This window comes from Nisaea denitrificans DSM 18348 (genome assembly GCF_000426505.1).
Lineage (GTDB): Bacteria > Pseudomonadota > Alphaproteobacteria > Thalassobaculales > Thalassobaculaceae > Nisaea > Nisaea denitrificans.
Genome location: NZ_AUFM01000011.1, coordinates 1,751,935 through 1,767,270 on the forward strand (window position 1 = coordinate 1,751,935; position 15,336 = coordinate 1,767,270).

Below are 15,336 nucleotides of genomic sequence, written 5' to 3' on the forward strand. Positions count from 1 at the left end.
AAAACTCCGGTCAGTCAGAATAACGGATGCGGTGGCAGAGAGTTTCCGGTGCTCCGGAGACAAGTCCCGCCAGCACGTCTGGCAAAGCCTCAAAGGGACTCTCGTCGGTGATAAGAACGTCGAGCGCCGGATCGTCCAGCAGGGTGAGCGCCTCGGCCAGACGCTGGGCATGCCGCGCCTGCTCCCGGCGGGACGGCGCCACAGCGCCGACCTGGGACGCCTTGATGGTCAGGCGTTGAGAATGGAAAGCCCCGCCCAGCGGCAAGGAGACTTCCCGGTCCCCGTACCAGCTCAGCTCGACAATGGTCGCTTCGAAAGCCGAAAGCTCAAGAGCCGTGCGCAATCCGGCCTCGGTCGCGCTGGCATGGAAAAGCAGGCTGAATTTCTCCGGCTGCGTGCCCGTCTCCGCGTAGTGGAGCCCCAAAGCATCGCATATAGCGGCGCGGCTCTCCACCGGATCGAACACAGAAACCTCCGCCCCCCAGAACCGGTGGGCGAGATAGCCGGTGAGCAAGCCGACCATGCCGCCGCCGATGACGGCAATCCGGCCGGTGCGTGCAGCTTCGGCATCCCAGACCGCGTTCAACGCCGTCTCCATATTTGCGGCCAGCACGGCCCGCTTCGGCGTTACGCCTTCCGGCACCGGGATAGCCGCGGCGGCGGGTAACACGAAGCGGGTCTGATGCGGATAGAGTGCGAAGATCAGCGTGCCCGGCTCCAGTGCAGTACCGCCAGCGATACGGGCAACGGCGGCATAGCCGTATTTCACCGGACCCGGAAACTGGCCCTCCTGGAACGGGCAGCCCATGCGGCCCCACTCGGACTCCGGCACACCGCCCCGGAAGACAAGACTCTCCGTGCCTTTGCTGACCGCTGAATAGACGGTCTCCGCCACCACGTCATCCGGCCCCGGCGCGTCGAGCACCGCCGCCCTGATCTCGCCCTGGCCATCGCCGAGAGACCAGAACGCCCGCGCGCTGTCCGTTGCTGCCTTATCTTGCCCCATCATCTCCGCCTTATTGAAGACGCACAAAACCCTACAGGGAAGGCCTAGTCCCTTGTGCTTCCGCGCGCAGCAAAAACTATCGTGAGCGAGATGTTTCCATGCGCCCCCCCGCTCTTCCAAAGTCGTCATCCCGGCCGGAGAGCCGGGACCGAGAAGATCATAAGGCCGCACTTGCCTTCCCTGGGTTCCCGCACACGCGGAAATGACGAGTTTGGGAAGGGAAGGAGAAAGCCAAGCCTACTCCTCCGAAGCCCCCGGCAAACGCGCTTCAACGCCGGTCAGTCTTTCATAAGCCTTGATTACCGCCGTGCAACTTTCGTCCTCGAAGCCCATGATGGATGCCAGCGCGTAGGTCTGGTGCACCGACTCCGCCATGAACCCCGGCAGCCCGGCCTGCTCTAGCCATTGCGCGTAATAACGGACATCTTTCTGGGCGTTAGCCAGCGACATCAGCGGCGTGAAGTCCCTTTTCAGGGTGGCCTCGCCGTAGAGATCCATCATGCCGGACTTGCCTCCGGCAGCCGAGATGATGCCGATCACCTTGTCCATGTCGAGCCCTTCGCGGGCGGCGAGCGCGAACCCCTCGCACCAGGAAGCGACATTGGCGAAAGCGATGTAATTGTGGATCAGTTTCAGACGGATCGCATGTCCGGCGGGGCCGACATGAAAGATGTTCTCAGCATAGGTCTCGAACAGCGGACGCAACCGCTCCAGCAATTCCTCAGTGCCGCCGAACAGGATATTCACCTCGCCCCGGTCCGCATGGACCGGTGTCCGGGTCATTGGAGCCTCGCAATAAACGATACCGCGCGCGGCGCAGGCCTCCCGCATCTTGTCTACATGATCAGGAGAAACCGTCGTGTGATCGAGAAAGACCGCACCCTTCTTCATACGGGAGAGTAGGCCGTCCGGCCCGAGAGCGAGTTTCTGGACCGCCTCCGCCGTGGTGATGCAGATTCCAAGAACGTCAACGCTGGCCGCCATCGCCGCCAGGTCCGGCTCGGCCACCGCCCCCTGTGAGACGGCCAGCGCCACCGCCTCCGGGTCGAGATCATGCACCGAGACCGACGCCCCTCCGGCCAGCATGTTCTTCACCACCCCCCGCCCCATGCCGCCGAGGCCGATGAAACCGACGGCGAAATCCGCTGCCGTGCGGATAGGCTGGTTCATTTGGCTCACAATCCTTCTCCTCACCTAGACCTATTCGATCGTCATACCGGCGGAGGCCGGTATCCATAGAACATGTGCTCCGCCGTATGATCTCCTGACCCCCGGCCTTCACCAGGGTGACAACACCATCATGATGCAAAAAACAAAAAAAGGGCCGGTCAAACCGGCCCTTTTCCTCGATATGTCTTTGATTACGCGCCCGGCTGATCAACCACACGCAGATAGGGGCGCTGTTCGTCCCAGCCGCCCGGGAACAGCTTCTTGGCATCGTCGTTCGACAGAGCCGGGACGATGATGCACTTGTCGCCGCTGGTCCAGTTCACCGGTGTCGCCACCTTGTGCTTGTCGGTCAGCTGCAGGGAATCGACCACGCGCAGGATCTCGTCGAAATTCCGTCCGGTGCTGGCCGGATAGGTCAGGATCAGGCGGACTTTCTTGTTGCCGTCGATGACGAAGACAGAGCGCACCGTCAGCGTGTCATTCGCGTTCGGATGGATCATGTCGTAGAGACCGGCGACCGTCTTGTCGTGGTCGGCAACCAGCGGGAAATTCAGGCTGTTGCCCTGGGTCTGCTTGATGTCGTCGGCCCATTTCTCATGGTCGCCGAGACCATCGACGGAAAGGCCGAGCACCTTGACGCCGCGCTTGTCGAATTCCGGCTTCAGGCCGGCCATGTAGCCGAGCTCGGTGGTGCAGACCGGGGTAAAATCCTTCGGGTGCGAGAACAGGATGACCCAGTTGTCGCCCGCATAATCGTAGAAATTGATCTTGCCGTCCGTGGAGTCCTGCGTGAAATCAGGCGCTATGTCGCCAAGCCGGATGGTCATGGCCTTCTCCTCCTGGTGTGAATTTCGAGCCTGTCGCCTCCCTCCCGAGGAATGCGCGGGCGGCGGCACTATATGCAGAAACGGGGCCGGACGATACCGCCGCGACCCCGTTTTTTAACCATGAATCCGGTATCGGATCAGGGCAGTTCCATACCCCGGCTGAGGGCCGGACGCGCCATCATCGCGTCGTACCAGCGCTTCACGTTCGGGAACTGGTTCAGATCCACTTCCTGCCACTCATGGCGGAACACCCAGGGCAGGGTTGCGAAATCGGCGATGGAGACCTCGTCATTGGCGAGATAATCCCGGCCTTCGAGGCGGCTGTTCAGCACGCCGTAAAGGCGGAGGCATTCCTTGCCGTACCGCTCGATGCCGTAAGGCACCTTCTCTTTCGCGGCGCGCTTGAAATGATGCACCTGGCCGAAAATCGGGCCAATGCCGCCCATCTGGAACATCAGCCACTGGATGACCTCATAGCGCTTGGCCATGTCGGTCGGCATGAACTTGCCGGTCTTCTCCGCCAGATACATCAGGATCGCGCCGGATTCGAAGACCGTGTAGGGCTTCCCTCCCGGGCCGTCCGGATCGATGATCGCCGGGATCTTCGAGTTAGGGTTGATCGCGATGAATTCAGGCGTGAACTGATCGTCCTCACCGATATTGATCGGGTGCAGGTTGTACGGAATACCGCACTCTTCCAGCATGATCGTGATCTTGCGGCCGTTCGACGTCTTCCACGTGTAGCATTCGATCGGTGCCGTCATGGCTTCCCCCCTTTTGAATTCTTGAACTGTCATACAAGAAAAGACGGGTGCGTTTCCGCAACCGTCTTTTCAGAATGAGACCTATTCGGCCGCCGCGAGTTTGCCCGCGTTGGCCACTGCCCAGATTTTCTCCGGCGTCGCCGGCATGTCGATATTGGTGACGCCGAGCGCATCGCAGACCGCGCTGATCGCCGCCGGCGGTGCACCGATGGCACCCGCCTCGCCGGAACCCTTGATGCCGAGAGGGTTGGTCGTGCACCAGACATTGTGGGTTTCAAAATCGACCCACGGCACATGGTCCGCGCGCGGCAGGGTGTAATCCATGTACGAGCCGGTCACGAGCTGGCCGCTTTCCTCGTCATAGATCGTGTGCTCGTACAGCGCCTGGCCGAGGCCCTGGCCGACGCCGCCATGCACCTGGCCCGCCAGCAGGTTCGGGTTGATGACCGAGCCGAAATCGTCGACCACGCTGTATTTCCGGATCTCGACGATGCCGGTATCCGGATCGATCTCCAGCTCGCAGACATGGCAGCCGTTCGGGAAGGTCGCCGCTTCCGGCGTGCGCTTGTGCACCGTGTCGAGCCCCTCTTCCTCGTCGGTCTTGGCTTCGCGGTTCACGTCGAAGAGCGACATGGTCTTGTCGGTCCCGGCGACCGTGAAGGTGCCGTCGGTGAACTCGATATCCTCAATCGCCGCTTCCATAACCCGAGCCGCGACCTTTTTGCCCTTCTCGACGATCTCGCGGCCGCCGAGCAGCACGGCGACGCCGCCCACAGGCAGAGCACGGGAGCCGCCGGTCAGACCGGGAGGCGTACGGTCGGTATCACCCTGGATGATCCTTATATCCTCACCGTCGATGCCGAGCACGTCGCCCAGCACCTGGGCATAGGCGGTCTCGTGCCCCTGCCCGTTCGACTGGTTGCCGATATAGATCTCGATCTTGTTGTCCTCGGTGAAGCGGATATCCGCCGTCTCCGGGTTCCCGCCACCGCATTTCTCGATGTAGTAGCCAAGACCGATACCGCGCAGCTTGCCGGCCTTCTCGGACACGGCCTTGCGGGCGGCGAATCCTTTCCAGTCCGCCTTCGCGAGGCATTTCTCCATGACGATCTGGAATTCGCCGGTGTCGTAAACGTTGCCGAGCGTGGTGCTGTAGGGCATCTGCTGCGGCGTGACGAAGTTCCGGCGCCGGATTTCGTCCCGGCCGAGACCGGTTTCCGCAGCGCAATTATCCATCACCCGCTCGATCAGGTAGGCCGCTTCCGGCCGCCCCGCGCCGCGATAGGCGTCTACCGGCGTGGTGTTGGTCAGCACGCCCTTCACATTCACGTAGATCACCGGAATGTCGTAGACACCCGAAAGCATGTGGGTGCCTGCTTCAGTCGGTATGAAGGGGCCGAAGTTCGAGAGATAACCGCCAAGATTGGCGAATGTCTCAACCTTCATGCCGATGATCTTGCCGTTCTCGTCGAGCGCGGCATCGACATAGCTGACATTGTCCCGACCCTGGGTGTCGCTCATGAAGGCTTCGGAGCGTTCCGGCGTGTATTTCACCGCCATCTTCAGGCGGCGGGAGGCCCAGGCAAGCAGGCACTGTTCCGGATATAGGAAGATCTTCATACCGAATCCGCCACCGACATCGGTGGTGATGCAGCGCAGCTTCTCCTTATCGATCTTCAACACCGCGTCGGCGAGGATCGGATGGATGAAGCTCGGACCCTGAGTGGAGCTGTAGAGCGTCGTGCGGTCTGTCTCCGCATCGTAAAGGCCGATGGCGCCACGCGGCTCCATGGAATTCACGATGATGCGATTATTGACGACCTTGGTGCGAACGACCTGCTTCGCCCGGATGAAAGCGGCCTCGGCTGTCTCAAGGTCGCCCTTGTGCCAGTCGAAGCAGACATTGTGCGGGATATGCTCATAGAGCTGGGCCGCACCCGGCTTGGTGGCGCCTTCGGTATCGGTTGCGGATTGCAGCGGCTCGTAATCAACATCGATCAGCTCTGCCGCATCGCGTGCCTGATCCAGCGTTTTCGCGATCACCATGGCGACGGGTGTGCCGACATGACGGACCGTATCGCCTTCAAGGATCGGACGCGGCGTATCGGCTCGCGCACTTCCATCCTTGTTCGGTGCAGGCGCCAGACTGGGAAGATCGCCCAGCCCGTCTTCCTTCACATGTTTGTTGGTCAGAACGGCGATGACACCGGGGGCCGCTTCCGCGTCCGCCGTGTCGATCCCGTTGATCCGCGCATGAGCATAAGGCGAGCGCAGGATGAAGGCCCGGGCCGTGCCGTCGGGCGTGACATCATCCGTGTAATTGCCCTGCCCCGTCAGCAGCCGCTGGTCCTCAACGCGTTTGATCGCCTGACCAATGCCGAATTTTACCATGTAGTCCCTCCTCGTCAGGCCGTTGCGGGCGCAGCGGCCGAAATCTCTCGCGCGGATGTTAGGGGTTTAGAAGTCTGGCACTCAAGCAACAAATGGGTTAGCAAACTTTATCTTCTTTCGCCTTTCACACAGTTAGGGGCTCTTCGCCCGTGAACCAACCCTTGCCGCATAAAACGGCAGCGATCCCGCCATTCGCGATCTTTTTGCTGGCCATGCTGGCCCTGCTCTGGGGCCTCAACTGGCCGGTGATGAAACTATCCCTTGCCGAATACCCGCCCTTCGTTTTCCGCGCCATTGCGGGAATTTCGGCGGCTCTGGGCTTGTTCGCCATGGCAAAAGCCAATGGCCGGACACTCCGCGTGCCGCGTGCGGAATGGAAGGGACTGGTAATCGTCTCGCTGCTCAATATGTCCGTATGGAACATTGCAGTGCTGTATGGCGTCGATCTGATGGAATCAGGCCGCGCCGCCATTCTGGCCTACACCATGCCGCTCTGGGCGACCCTGACCGGCGCGTGGCTCGTCAAGGAGCCCTTGCGCGCCCGATCGATTCTCGCACTTGGGCTCGGCCTTGTCGGCATGTGCCTGCTATTTTTCGGCGACGACCGCGCCATATCGGGCGACCCGCTTGGCCCGGCGCTTGTCGTCCTCGCCGCGATCAGCTGGGGCACCGGCACGGCGGCGGTGAAATACTTCCGTTTTTCCATGTCCGTGACCGTGCTTACCGGCTGGCAGCAGATGCTCGGCGCGCTGCCCATCGCCGTGATCGCGCTTCTCTGGGACTATCAGAACATGCCGGAGAGTGTCACCCTCGTGCCCACGCTCGGCCTCGTCTACAACATGACGATCACCGGCATCTTCTGTTACTGGGCCTATTTCAACGTGGTGACCATGCTGCCGGTTGTTGTCTCCACCGTCGGCACACTGATGGTCCCGGTTGTCGGCGTTGCCGCAGATGCGCTGATCTTCGGCACCGTCCCCGGAATTGTCGATTATGCCGCCCTCGTAGCCGTGGTCTCCGCTGTCTTCCTGGTGATGACGCGCCGGGCGAAATAGCCTGCCCCAGTTTCGGATAAGAGCACCTCAGATCAGGGTGTAGTGCAGGATACTGAGGATCGGCACCAGTACGGCCCAGACGACGAAAACATATGCGAGGTTCGGACCAAGAGCGACGCGCGTCGGCCGCACATCAAACATAGAGCTCGCCGTGACCACGGAGAGCGAGGCTATGGACACCATGGCCCCGAGCCCCCATCCCGCGAGCATGGCTTCATAGAGAGCCAGCGGCAGCACACCGTGATCCAGACTCGTCAGGGCGGCGAGGAAGATGGTCCCGGTGATGATCGGATGAATGCCGATTATGGCCGGCACAAGCTGTATGCCGATCATCAGGGCCAACAGGACCGGCGCCGGCAATCCGCCTTCAAGCAGCGGCGCGACATGGACAATCACCGCATCGGCCTCTCCCGCAACGGTGCCGACCACGATGGCAACGGCGACAAGTGCCAGGTCGTCCCCGAGCTCCTTCATCCCTTCCGCCGTTTTCTCCAGAACCGGGCGTAAAGCGTCCGGCCGGCGGAAGAATTGCAACATGCACAGCAACGGCATCACCACCAGAATGGAGCCGAGTGTCGAGAGCGGCGTGACGGTCCCGACCAGAATGACCGTACCGGCGGCAATCCCCAATCGCGATGCAATCGGCTTCAGGCAGGCAAGGGCAGCGCCGACCGCCGCAAAGCTGAATGGCCGGGCGAACATGGCAAGTGCGATTGAGACGGATATGGCAACGCAGACGAAGCCGAGTGGAATGATCTCCCAGAGTTCGACCATCGGCAGATAGGTACCGGCCACGGCAAACCCGACAAAAAAGGGCGACCAAAGCACGGCGATGCTCATCCCCCGCATCGATGCGCACGCCGCAGAACGGCGGCGTTCCTTGCTTGCATTGGCAGGTACCACTGCGGAGACCAGGGCGAAAGAGCCGGTATTCAGAACCGCACCGAAGACCGTCGCCCCGATGGTGATGCCAACATCCGCAGCGCTGTCCGGTAGCGCTGCCAGTCTGTTCTGGCTCGCCCGCACGGACGGCATCAGCCGGGCGACTTCCCGCGTCATCTTCAGTGTTGGTAGCAGCCCGGCGAAAATCAGCGTGCGCTCAAGCCCGCGCCAGACGGCTTCTGGATCGGCAACGGTGGAAATCAGGATCAGCGTCGCGACCGTGCCGATGCCGACGAGTACTTTCGTCTCCAACCGGGCTTGCGGCAACGTGCCAAGCACAAAAAGCAACAGGCCACCGGCAACGATATGATCGAGCATGGGGACGGAAAGGAAGAGCCCGGCAACGGAGCCGGCCCACACGGACGTCAAAAGCAGGACGCGCCAGTCCAGAAAAGACTGCGGAAGAATGGGTTTTCTCCAAGGCGGGGGACGTAGCAGTCAAAGTGGTCCAGAGTCTGCGCCGCAGAGGATTATTTGGCAATCCTCGCGCAATCGTCCGGGAATTGCCCTAACGATCTTCCGCCAACGGTGGCAACGTGTTATCGGTATTAGATCGAATTTGGCACAAAATTATGTCGGGCGAATTTCAATGAGCGATACTTCGAACACTACCACCGGCGGTCAGGCGGCAGGACAGCAGCCGAACATCGTGATTGCCCCGGAATGCCAGGATATCTTCGTCGACGGAGTCATCGGTGCCATGGTGCGGGACGGTGTCGTTCGGATCAATCTGGTGAACACACGTTTCAACATCGACGGCTCTCAGGTCGAGCATGCCGTCGTGTCCCGCATGATCATGTCCCGCTCGGGCGTGCGCAACCTGCACGCTGCCCTTGAGCAGCTGATGGGACGCCTCACCCGCTCGGCCGACGGTCGTCGCGACGACGATACCGCCGAAGACGAGAGCTGACCGCAACTACTCAGATGGTCGCGTGCTGCAGGACCGTAAGGTTCGAGTTGCGGATCATCTGGGCCAGATTGTGAAGCACCAGAACCAGCACCGAGGGATATTCCGACAACATGCTTCGGAAGTCGCTCGGTGACATCGCCGCAACGACGCAATCGCTTGTCGCCCGGACCTCGGCAGACCGGGGACCGCCATCCAGTGCCGAAAGCTCACCGAAATAAGCTCCGGCCCCGAGCCGGTCGAGCCTCAGCGCATCGCCTATAATCGTGTGATTCTGGACGTCGGCGGAGCCTTCCAACATGAAATAGACGTCGTGGTCATCGCCTTCCCTGGCGATAACAACCTCGCCTGCCACGAACCGTCGTTTACGGCAAAGAGACGCTATTGCCGCACGCTCTTCTTCCCCGAGATCCAGAAACAGCCCGATCCGGCCGATCTCGTCCGCGTTGACGGAACCGCCGCCCAAATCGAAATTATCCGAACTCATCATCTGCCCCAATCAGTCCCATGCATAGTGCTCTCGCATAGTATGCGCCTGCCGACTGCAGGTGAAAGGATTAAGAACACAAACGGCGTCCCGCGACTCAGAGACGCGCCTGTGCTCTGAGATCTCGAACTGTGTGAGCAATAGCCCGCGCATCACCGAGCCCGGTATGGGCGCCCGGCATGGCCTTATGGCCGAGATGCTGAGGCAAGGTCGAACTCACGGTCTGGCTTTCTGGCAGCCCCAACGCCCCGGCAATACGCGGACGGATATTGGCGAAAAGATCATCCTTGAACGGCCATGCCATACCGGCCCAATCTGCATTCTGGACGAGATCGCACCAGTCATTTCCGTTCGACACAACGAGGCCGGTATCGCCGATAAAATCGGCGAACCGGGTCAGAGCATCCTGGAACGGCACGCCGTGACGAGAGAGATCCGCATTGGTGATCCCCGTCAATTCGATGAAATAGTCGGAGAGCACCGGATTTTTCTCGGGCTTCACCAGAATCTCGAAGCTCGCCAGCTCCGCCATCGGCATCGCAGCGTCGATCTTTACCGCACCAATCTGGACGACTTCCATGAATTCGTCGGGCTTGCTCCAGCCCCGGGCGAGCGAGCCTTCCCAGGCTGTGATTTCAAGATCGAAAACAACCACCGCGCCTTGCTCGGGAAAATCGCGAAACGGACCTGCGGCAGCACTCTCTCTGACGCGATCTGCGCGTCCCGGCATAACCGCTCTCCCCGCACTGGTTGATTTGAAGACTGGTAAAAATCGTCCGGCAGACGCTACAGTCTGCCCCCCACCCTGCCAAGCGAAAGACTGATGACCAAAAATCTCGTTCATATCGGCTGTGGCGCCGGCTTTGCCGGCGACCGGAAGGATGCCGGCGGCCCCGTGGTTGATACACTCGCTACCCGCGACGGCCCGAAATACCTTATTTTCGAGACACTTGCGGAACGCACTCTGGCGCTTGCGCAGAAGCAGAAACAACGCGATCCGGAGCGTGGATACTCACCGTTCCTGGAGGCCTATGTCCGGCCGGTGCTGGAGCGCTGCCTTGCAAATAACATCCGCATCGTCTCCAACTTTGGAGCCGCGAACCCGGCCGGAGGCGCCAGGCGGATCCTGGAGATCGCCAAAGAGATCGGCTGCCGCCACCCGCGCATCGCCGTCGTCTCCGGCGACGACCTTCTGTCCGTGATGGACGAAAAAGAAATCCGCAGCCACAAGACCATCGAAGGGCTGCCTATCGGTGACGGGATTGTCGCAGCCAACACCTATATCGGCGCTCGCCCGATCGCCGAGGCACTGGCAGGCGGCGCCGATATCGTCGTGGTCGGACGGACCACGGACCCGGCCCTGGTACTCGGCCCACTGATCCACGAATTCGGCTGGACGGAAGAGGATTGGGACGCACTCGCCGCCGGAACGCTGGCCGGACATCTGCTGGAATGCGGAGCCCAGGTAACCGGCGCCTATTTCGCCGACCCCGGTTTCAAGGACGTACCCGACCTTGCCCATGTCGGCTTTCCCATCGCCACGATCTCCCGCGAGGGCGCAATCCGGGTTGGCAAGGCGGACAATACAGGCGGCTGCGTGACACCGGCGACCGTCAAGGAACAGATCCTCTACGAGATGCACGATCCCTCCGCCTATCTGACGGCGGACGTTGTGCTCGACATCTCAGGAGTGTCAGTCGAGCAAGCGAGCGAGAACGTTGTCGCTGTCTCCGGCGCACGCGGCAAGGCCCGGCCGGATACATTGAAGACCACGATCAGTTTCGATGGCGGCTGGCTCGGCGAGGCTGAGATCAGTTATGCGGGGCCGAACGCTCTGGCCCGCGCAGAGCTTGCCAGGGAAGTCCTGAGCGAGCGGGCCCGCGAACGCGGAAGCAATGCCGAGTACCGTTTCGATATCATTGGCACATCAAGCACTTTCGATGGTGGCAGCGCGCCCTACCCCGGCGCCGGTACAGCCGCAGCGGACGGCGATTACCGGGTCCGTGCCGCTGTTTCCTGTCATTCCCGCGAGGTTGCCGAAGATCTCGCGGACGAGGTGCTGAGCCTCTATTGCTCCGGCCCCGCCGGCGGTGGCGGCTTCAGACGCAACATCACGGCACAGATCCACACCGCATCAATCCTGGTCGACAGGAACAGGCTTTCGCCCAGCGTTCAGTTTATCGGAGCCGGCGCATGACCGTGGTTCTCGACACCCTCCGCCTTCGCCTGCACGACATTGCGCATGGGCGCAGCGGCGACAAGGGAAACCGCTCGAACATCAGCGTCATCCCCTATACGGAAGCGGCCTATTCCCTACTGCTGGATCAGGTTACCGAGGAGCGGGTCCTCGCGCTCTTCGCGCACAAGGGAGCGAGCGCTGTCACCCGCTATGAGCTGCCCAACCTTCCGGCACTGAATTTCGTTATCGACGATGCGCTCGAAGGCGGTGTGAACAGCACGCTCAACCTGGATCTGCATGGCAAGACCCTGTCCTTCATGCTTCTGGACTTGCCGGTCGAGGTTCCTCTCGACCGGGTCCAGGAACTCACCCGGGGCAGGCGCCAGGGTTAGTGCGCGGCGCGAGGCTTGGCGGCGAGAGCCTCTTTTTGCGCTTCAAAGATCGCTTCCTGCATTTTCAGGGGGAGAGCCTTCACCCGTTCGACCGCCTCCGCAGGCGAAAGCTTTTCGACATCTTCCTCGGACATTGACTTCGCTTCGGTTGCGAACCGGTCCCGGTATTTTTTCAGAACCACCTCGATCGCCGCCGCGGCCTTCCGGCACATCTCGATATCCTCAAGGACTTTTCCGTAGCGCTCCTCCACATTGAGACGCTTCAGTTTCAGATAATCTCCGTGATCCGGTATGGCTTGCTCAAGCGCCGGATGCAGATTTTTCTCATAGAATGCCTCGGCCACCTGGCGAGCCTCGCTCTTGATCCCGAACAGATCGAATCCAAGCGGCTTCGAGAGCCGCCAGACACCAAGAGCAACCACGTCGAGGACATACTGGGTATCGTAATTGTCACAAAGCTGATCCAGCGCTGCGCGTGCTTTCCCGGGAGTCGCATAACAATTGAAGAACCCCTGGGCAAGAGCGTCCAGCTTGGTCTCGTGCTTGGTCACGAACCGCTTTTCAACTTCCAGAAAGGTTTCTGATTTCTGGTGTTCCTTCAGGCTCTTGTCGACTTTCGACCGCAGATGCCGCGCTCCGTCCGTGACATCCAACAGGACGCGGAAACGCTTAACCGTATCCGGCTCCGACATCGCCTGATCGAATTGCGCCCGCAGAGCATCCAGCGCTGCTGAACTATTGTCCGAATCACCCATGCTCTAATTCACCGATATTCTCTGTGCTCACAACCAAGCCTTACTATTGCGATGTTAAGAAATGCTGGATCGCATGTATATTTGCGTGTGACATAATGACAGTCCAGCCACGAATTAACGAGATCATAGAGACATGTTGCGACGCGAAGATGACCGGCTGCTCACCGGGCACGGCTGCTATGTGGATGATTTGTTCCCGGAAGGCGCCGCGCATGCGGTCGTCGTACGCTCTGCCATGGCGCATGCCCGACTCCTTTCTGTCGCCGTCGAAGACGCAAAGGCCGTGCCCGGCGTTCTGACCGTTCTAACTGCGGACGATCTGGCCAGCGAAGACATCGGGCCGATGCGGTCCCGCATGCCCATGGTCGGGCACGAAGGCAAGCCGATGATCGAGCCAGAACGCCCGGCGCTGGCGAAGGGTGTTGCCAAATACGCAGGTCAACCGGTTGCCTTCATCGTTGCCGAAACGATTTCCGCCGCACTCGAAGCCGCCGAGCTGGTCAATATCGACTATGAGGATCTGGAGCCCGTCACCGATCTCGCCCATGCCGTCTCGGACGGCGCTCCCAAGATCTGGGACGAGGCGCCGCGCAATGTCAGTTTCGACTGGCGTATCGGCAATGGCAGCGAAGTCGATGAAGCGATCGCCGCTGCCGACCATGTCGTGGAACTGACCGTCGACCATCCGCGCGCCGTGATTGCGCCGGTCGAACCGCGCGGTTGCGTCGGCGCGTTCGACAGTGAGACCGGAAAATACACACTCCACACACCGAGCCAGGGCGTCGTCATGCTGCGCGCGGCCATGTCCGAAGCGCTCGGCGTCGACGAAACCCAGATGCGGGTGATCACCAACGATGTCGGTGGCAGCTTTGCCGTAAAAATCTGGCCCTATCCGGAGCAGATCCTCTGCCTGCTCGCCGCCCGCCTGACAGGACGGCCCGTGAAATGGATAGCGGACCGCACCGAGAGCTTTGTTGCCGACGCACCGGGCCGCGGCCGCCTCGACCGGGCGACGCTGGCACTGAAAAAGGACGGCACGATCACCGCTTTCCGGATCGATGCGCTGGCCGATATGGGCGCGTTTCTCAACGCGGTTAACCCCTCTATCGTCACCAAGGGCGCTGTCCGGGTCTTCACCAGTTGCTACAAGATCACAGCCGCCGAATACCGGGTAAAGGCCGTGTTCACGAACGCCACGCCGACCGATGCCTATCGCGGCGCCGGAAAACCGGAGAGCGCAGGCACGCTGGAACGTCTGATCGACTATGCCTGCGACAAGCACGGTTTCGACCGGGCGGAGATTCGCGCCAAGAACCTGATGACGCCTGCCGACCTGCCGTTCCACACGCCGATGGGCGAGGATTACGATGGCGGCGACTATCCCGAGATATTCAAGAAAGCGCTCGCCAAGGCAGACTACACGAGCTACGCCGACCGCCGCAGGACGAGCGAGACTGCCGGCAAGAAACGCGGCATCGGTTTTGGCATCCATGTACATGCGACCGGCGGCTCAACCGCCGAGCGCAGCAAGGTCGAGCTGACCGACGACGGCAAGGTCCGGGTCCGCACCGGCACCCAGGATTCCGGCCAGGGTCACCAGACGACACTGGCGCAGGTCGCGGCCGAAACCCTCGGCATCGACCCCGCGCAGGTCATCGTTGAACAAGGTGACAGTGACGACCTTCAGGTCGGCGGCGGCACCGGCGGGTCCTGTCTGATGCCGATCGCGGCCAACACCGTGCATCGGGCGGCGGTCGAGATGGTCGAAAACGGCAAGAAACTGGCCGGGCTCCTCATGGAAACCGCATCTCAGGACATAGAATACGAGGCCGGCTCCTTCAAAGTGGCGGGCACGGACAAGGCGATATCTTTCCCTGAGTTGATGGCTCGCATGGGCGATATTCCGGCAGAGACGCTGGAGCCGGGCCTGCGTGGCGGCTGCGTCGGCGAGATGGATTTCGAAGGCAAGCACACCACCTTCCCGAACGGCGCTTATGTCGTTGAGGTCGAGGTCGATCCGGACACCGGCCATGTTGCCGTCGACCGTTTCGTCGGTGTCGACGATCTCGGACGGATCGTGAACGAGCCCCTCGCCTTCGGACAGGTGACCGGCGGCATTGCCCAGGCCATCGGTGAGGTTCTGATGGAAGGCAGCGTCTACGACCCGGACTCCGGCCAGCTGCTGACCGGGTCTCTGATGGATTATGCCTTCCCGCGCGCCGACGACGTGCCGTTCATCGATCATTCATGGGCAGCATCGCCGTCACCGAACAGCCTGCTCGGTGTGAAGGGCGTCGGTGAGGTACCGTCAATTGGCGGGCCGGGACCGATCATGAACGCGGTGATCGATGCGCTTGCGGGATACGGCGTCAAACATATCGATATTCCGATGACGCCACAAAAGGTCTGGACGGCAATCCACAATGGAGGCTGATCCGCAATAAAGGCCGCTGAATGCCGG

At 61.2% G+C, this 15,336-nt stretch carries 14 protein-coding genes; 5 read left to right on the forward strand and 9 right to left on the reverse strand.

Annotated elements, in window-relative coordinates; genetic code table 11:
• Positions 1 to 10: 10 nt before the first annotated feature.
• The 5 genes from K328_RS0109215 to K328_RS0109235 all read right to left on the reverse strand — a co-directional run bounded on the left by K328_RS0109215 (position 11) and on the right by K328_RS0109235 (position 6,158).
• On the reverse strand, positions 11 to 1,006 hold the full coding sequence (locus K328_RS0109215; RefSeq protein WP_036553279.1) for a zinc-dependent alcohol dehydrogenase: 996 nt from the start codon (positions 1,004 to 1,006) through the stop codon (positions 11 to 13).
• Positions 1,007 to 1,243: 237 nt separating this feature from the next.
• Positions 1,244 to 2,176 (reverse strand): NAD(P)-dependent oxidoreductase, encoded by a 933-nt coding sequence (locus K328_RS0109220; RefSeq protein WP_028465738.1) that lies wholly within the window; start codon positions 2,174 to 2,176, stop codon positions 1,244 to 1,246.
• A 191-nt stretch (positions 2,177 to 2,367) separates the two neighbouring features.
• Complete coding sequence (locus tag K328_RS0109225; protein WP_028465739.1) at positions 2,368 to 3,003, reverse strand: peroxiredoxin; 636 nt, start codon at positions 3,001 to 3,003, stop codon at positions 2,368 to 2,370.
• Positions 3,004 to 3,140: 137 nt separating this feature from the next.
• Positions 3,141 to 3,767, reverse strand: a complete 627-nt coding sequence (locus K328_RS0109230) for a glutathione S-transferase family protein (RefSeq protein WP_028465740.1) — start codon at positions 3,765 to 3,767, stop codon at positions 3,141 to 3,143.
• An 81-nt stretch (positions 3,768 to 3,848) separates the two neighbouring features.
• Complete coding sequence (locus tag K328_RS0109235; protein ID WP_028465741.1) at positions 3,849 to 6,158, reverse strand: xanthine dehydrogenase family protein molybdopterin-binding subunit; 2,310 nt, start codon at positions 6,156 to 6,158, stop codon at positions 3,849 to 3,851.
• Positions 6,159 to 6,307: 149 nt separating this feature from the next.
• Here K328_RS0109235 and K328_RS0109240 point away from each other — a divergent pair, with 149 nt between their 5' ends.
• The gene (locus K328_RS0109240) at positions 6,308 to 7,213 is read left to right on the forward strand and encodes a DMT family transporter (RefSeq protein WP_028465742.1); all 906 of its coding nucleotides are present in this window, start codon (positions 6,308 to 6,310) and stop codon (positions 7,211 to 7,213) included.
• A 27-nt stretch (positions 7,214 to 7,240) separates the two neighbouring features.
• On the opposite strand, the gene K328_RS0109245 is transcribed toward K328_RS0109240, so the two are convergent.
• The gene (locus K328_RS0109245; RefSeq protein ID WP_156901215.1) at positions 7,241 to 8,524 is read right to left on the reverse strand and encodes a hypothetical protein; all 1,284 of its coding nucleotides are present in this window, start codon (positions 8,522 to 8,524) and stop codon (positions 7,241 to 7,243) included.
• Positions 8,525 to 8,744: 220 nt separating this feature from the next.
• Between K328_RS0109245 and K328_RS0109250 the strand changes: the two genes are divergently transcribed.
• Positions 8,745 to 9,065, forward strand: coding sequence for a hypothetical protein (locus K328_RS0109250; protein ID WP_028465744.1), 321 nt, complete (start codon positions 8,745 to 8,747; stop codon positions 9,063 to 9,065).
• Between the two features lie 10 nt (positions 9,066 to 9,075).
• On the opposite strand, the gene K328_RS23230 is transcribed toward K328_RS0109250, so the two are convergent.
• Both K328_RS23230 and K328_RS0109260 read right to left on the reverse strand, forming a co-directional pair.
• On the reverse strand, positions 9,076 to 9,552 hold the full coding sequence (locus K328_RS23230; RefSeq protein ID WP_051284679.1) for a cyclic nucleotide-binding domain-containing protein: 477 nt from the start codon (positions 9,550 to 9,552) through the stop codon (positions 9,076 to 9,078).
• 94 nt (positions 9,553 to 9,646) lie between these two features.
• Positions 9,647 to 10,279, reverse strand: coding sequence for a 3'-5' exonuclease (locus K328_RS0109260; protein WP_051284680.1), 633 nt, complete (start codon positions 10,277 to 10,279; stop codon positions 9,647 to 9,649).
• A 93-nt stretch (positions 10,280 to 10,372) separates the two neighbouring features.
• Here K328_RS0109260 and K328_RS0109265 point away from each other — a divergent pair, with 93 nt between their 5' ends.
• Together K328_RS0109265 and K328_RS0109270 are read left to right on the forward strand one after the other, a co-directional pair.
• Complete coding sequence (locus K328_RS0109265) at positions 10,373 to 11,746, forward strand: acyclic terpene utilization AtuA family protein (protein WP_028465746.1); 1,374 nt, start codon at positions 10,373 to 10,375, stop codon at positions 11,744 to 11,746.
• Positions 11,743 to 12,120, forward strand: a complete 378-nt coding sequence (locus tag K328_RS0109270) for an AtuA-related protein (protein WP_028465747.1) — start codon at positions 11,743 to 11,745, stop codon at positions 12,118 to 12,120. The genes K328_RS0109265 and K328_RS0109270 overlap by 4 nt, the downstream gene beginning before the upstream one ends.
• Here the strand turns inward: K328_RS0109270 and K328_RS0109275 are convergent.
• Complete coding sequence (locus tag K328_RS0109275) at positions 12,117 to 12,875, reverse strand: hypothetical protein (RefSeq protein WP_028465748.1); 759 nt, start codon at positions 12,873 to 12,875, stop codon at positions 12,117 to 12,119. The genes K328_RS0109270 and K328_RS0109275 overlap by 4 nt on opposite strands.
• 133 nt (positions 12,876 to 13,008) lie before the next feature.
• Between K328_RS0109275 and K328_RS0109280 the strand changes: the two genes are divergently transcribed.
• A complete protein-coding gene (locus K328_RS0109280; RefSeq protein WP_028465749.1) occupies positions 13,009 to 15,309 on the forward strand; it encodes a xanthine dehydrogenase family protein molybdopterin-binding subunit in 2,301 nt (766 codons plus the stop codon).
• Positions 15,310 to 15,336 lie beyond the last annotated feature (27 nt).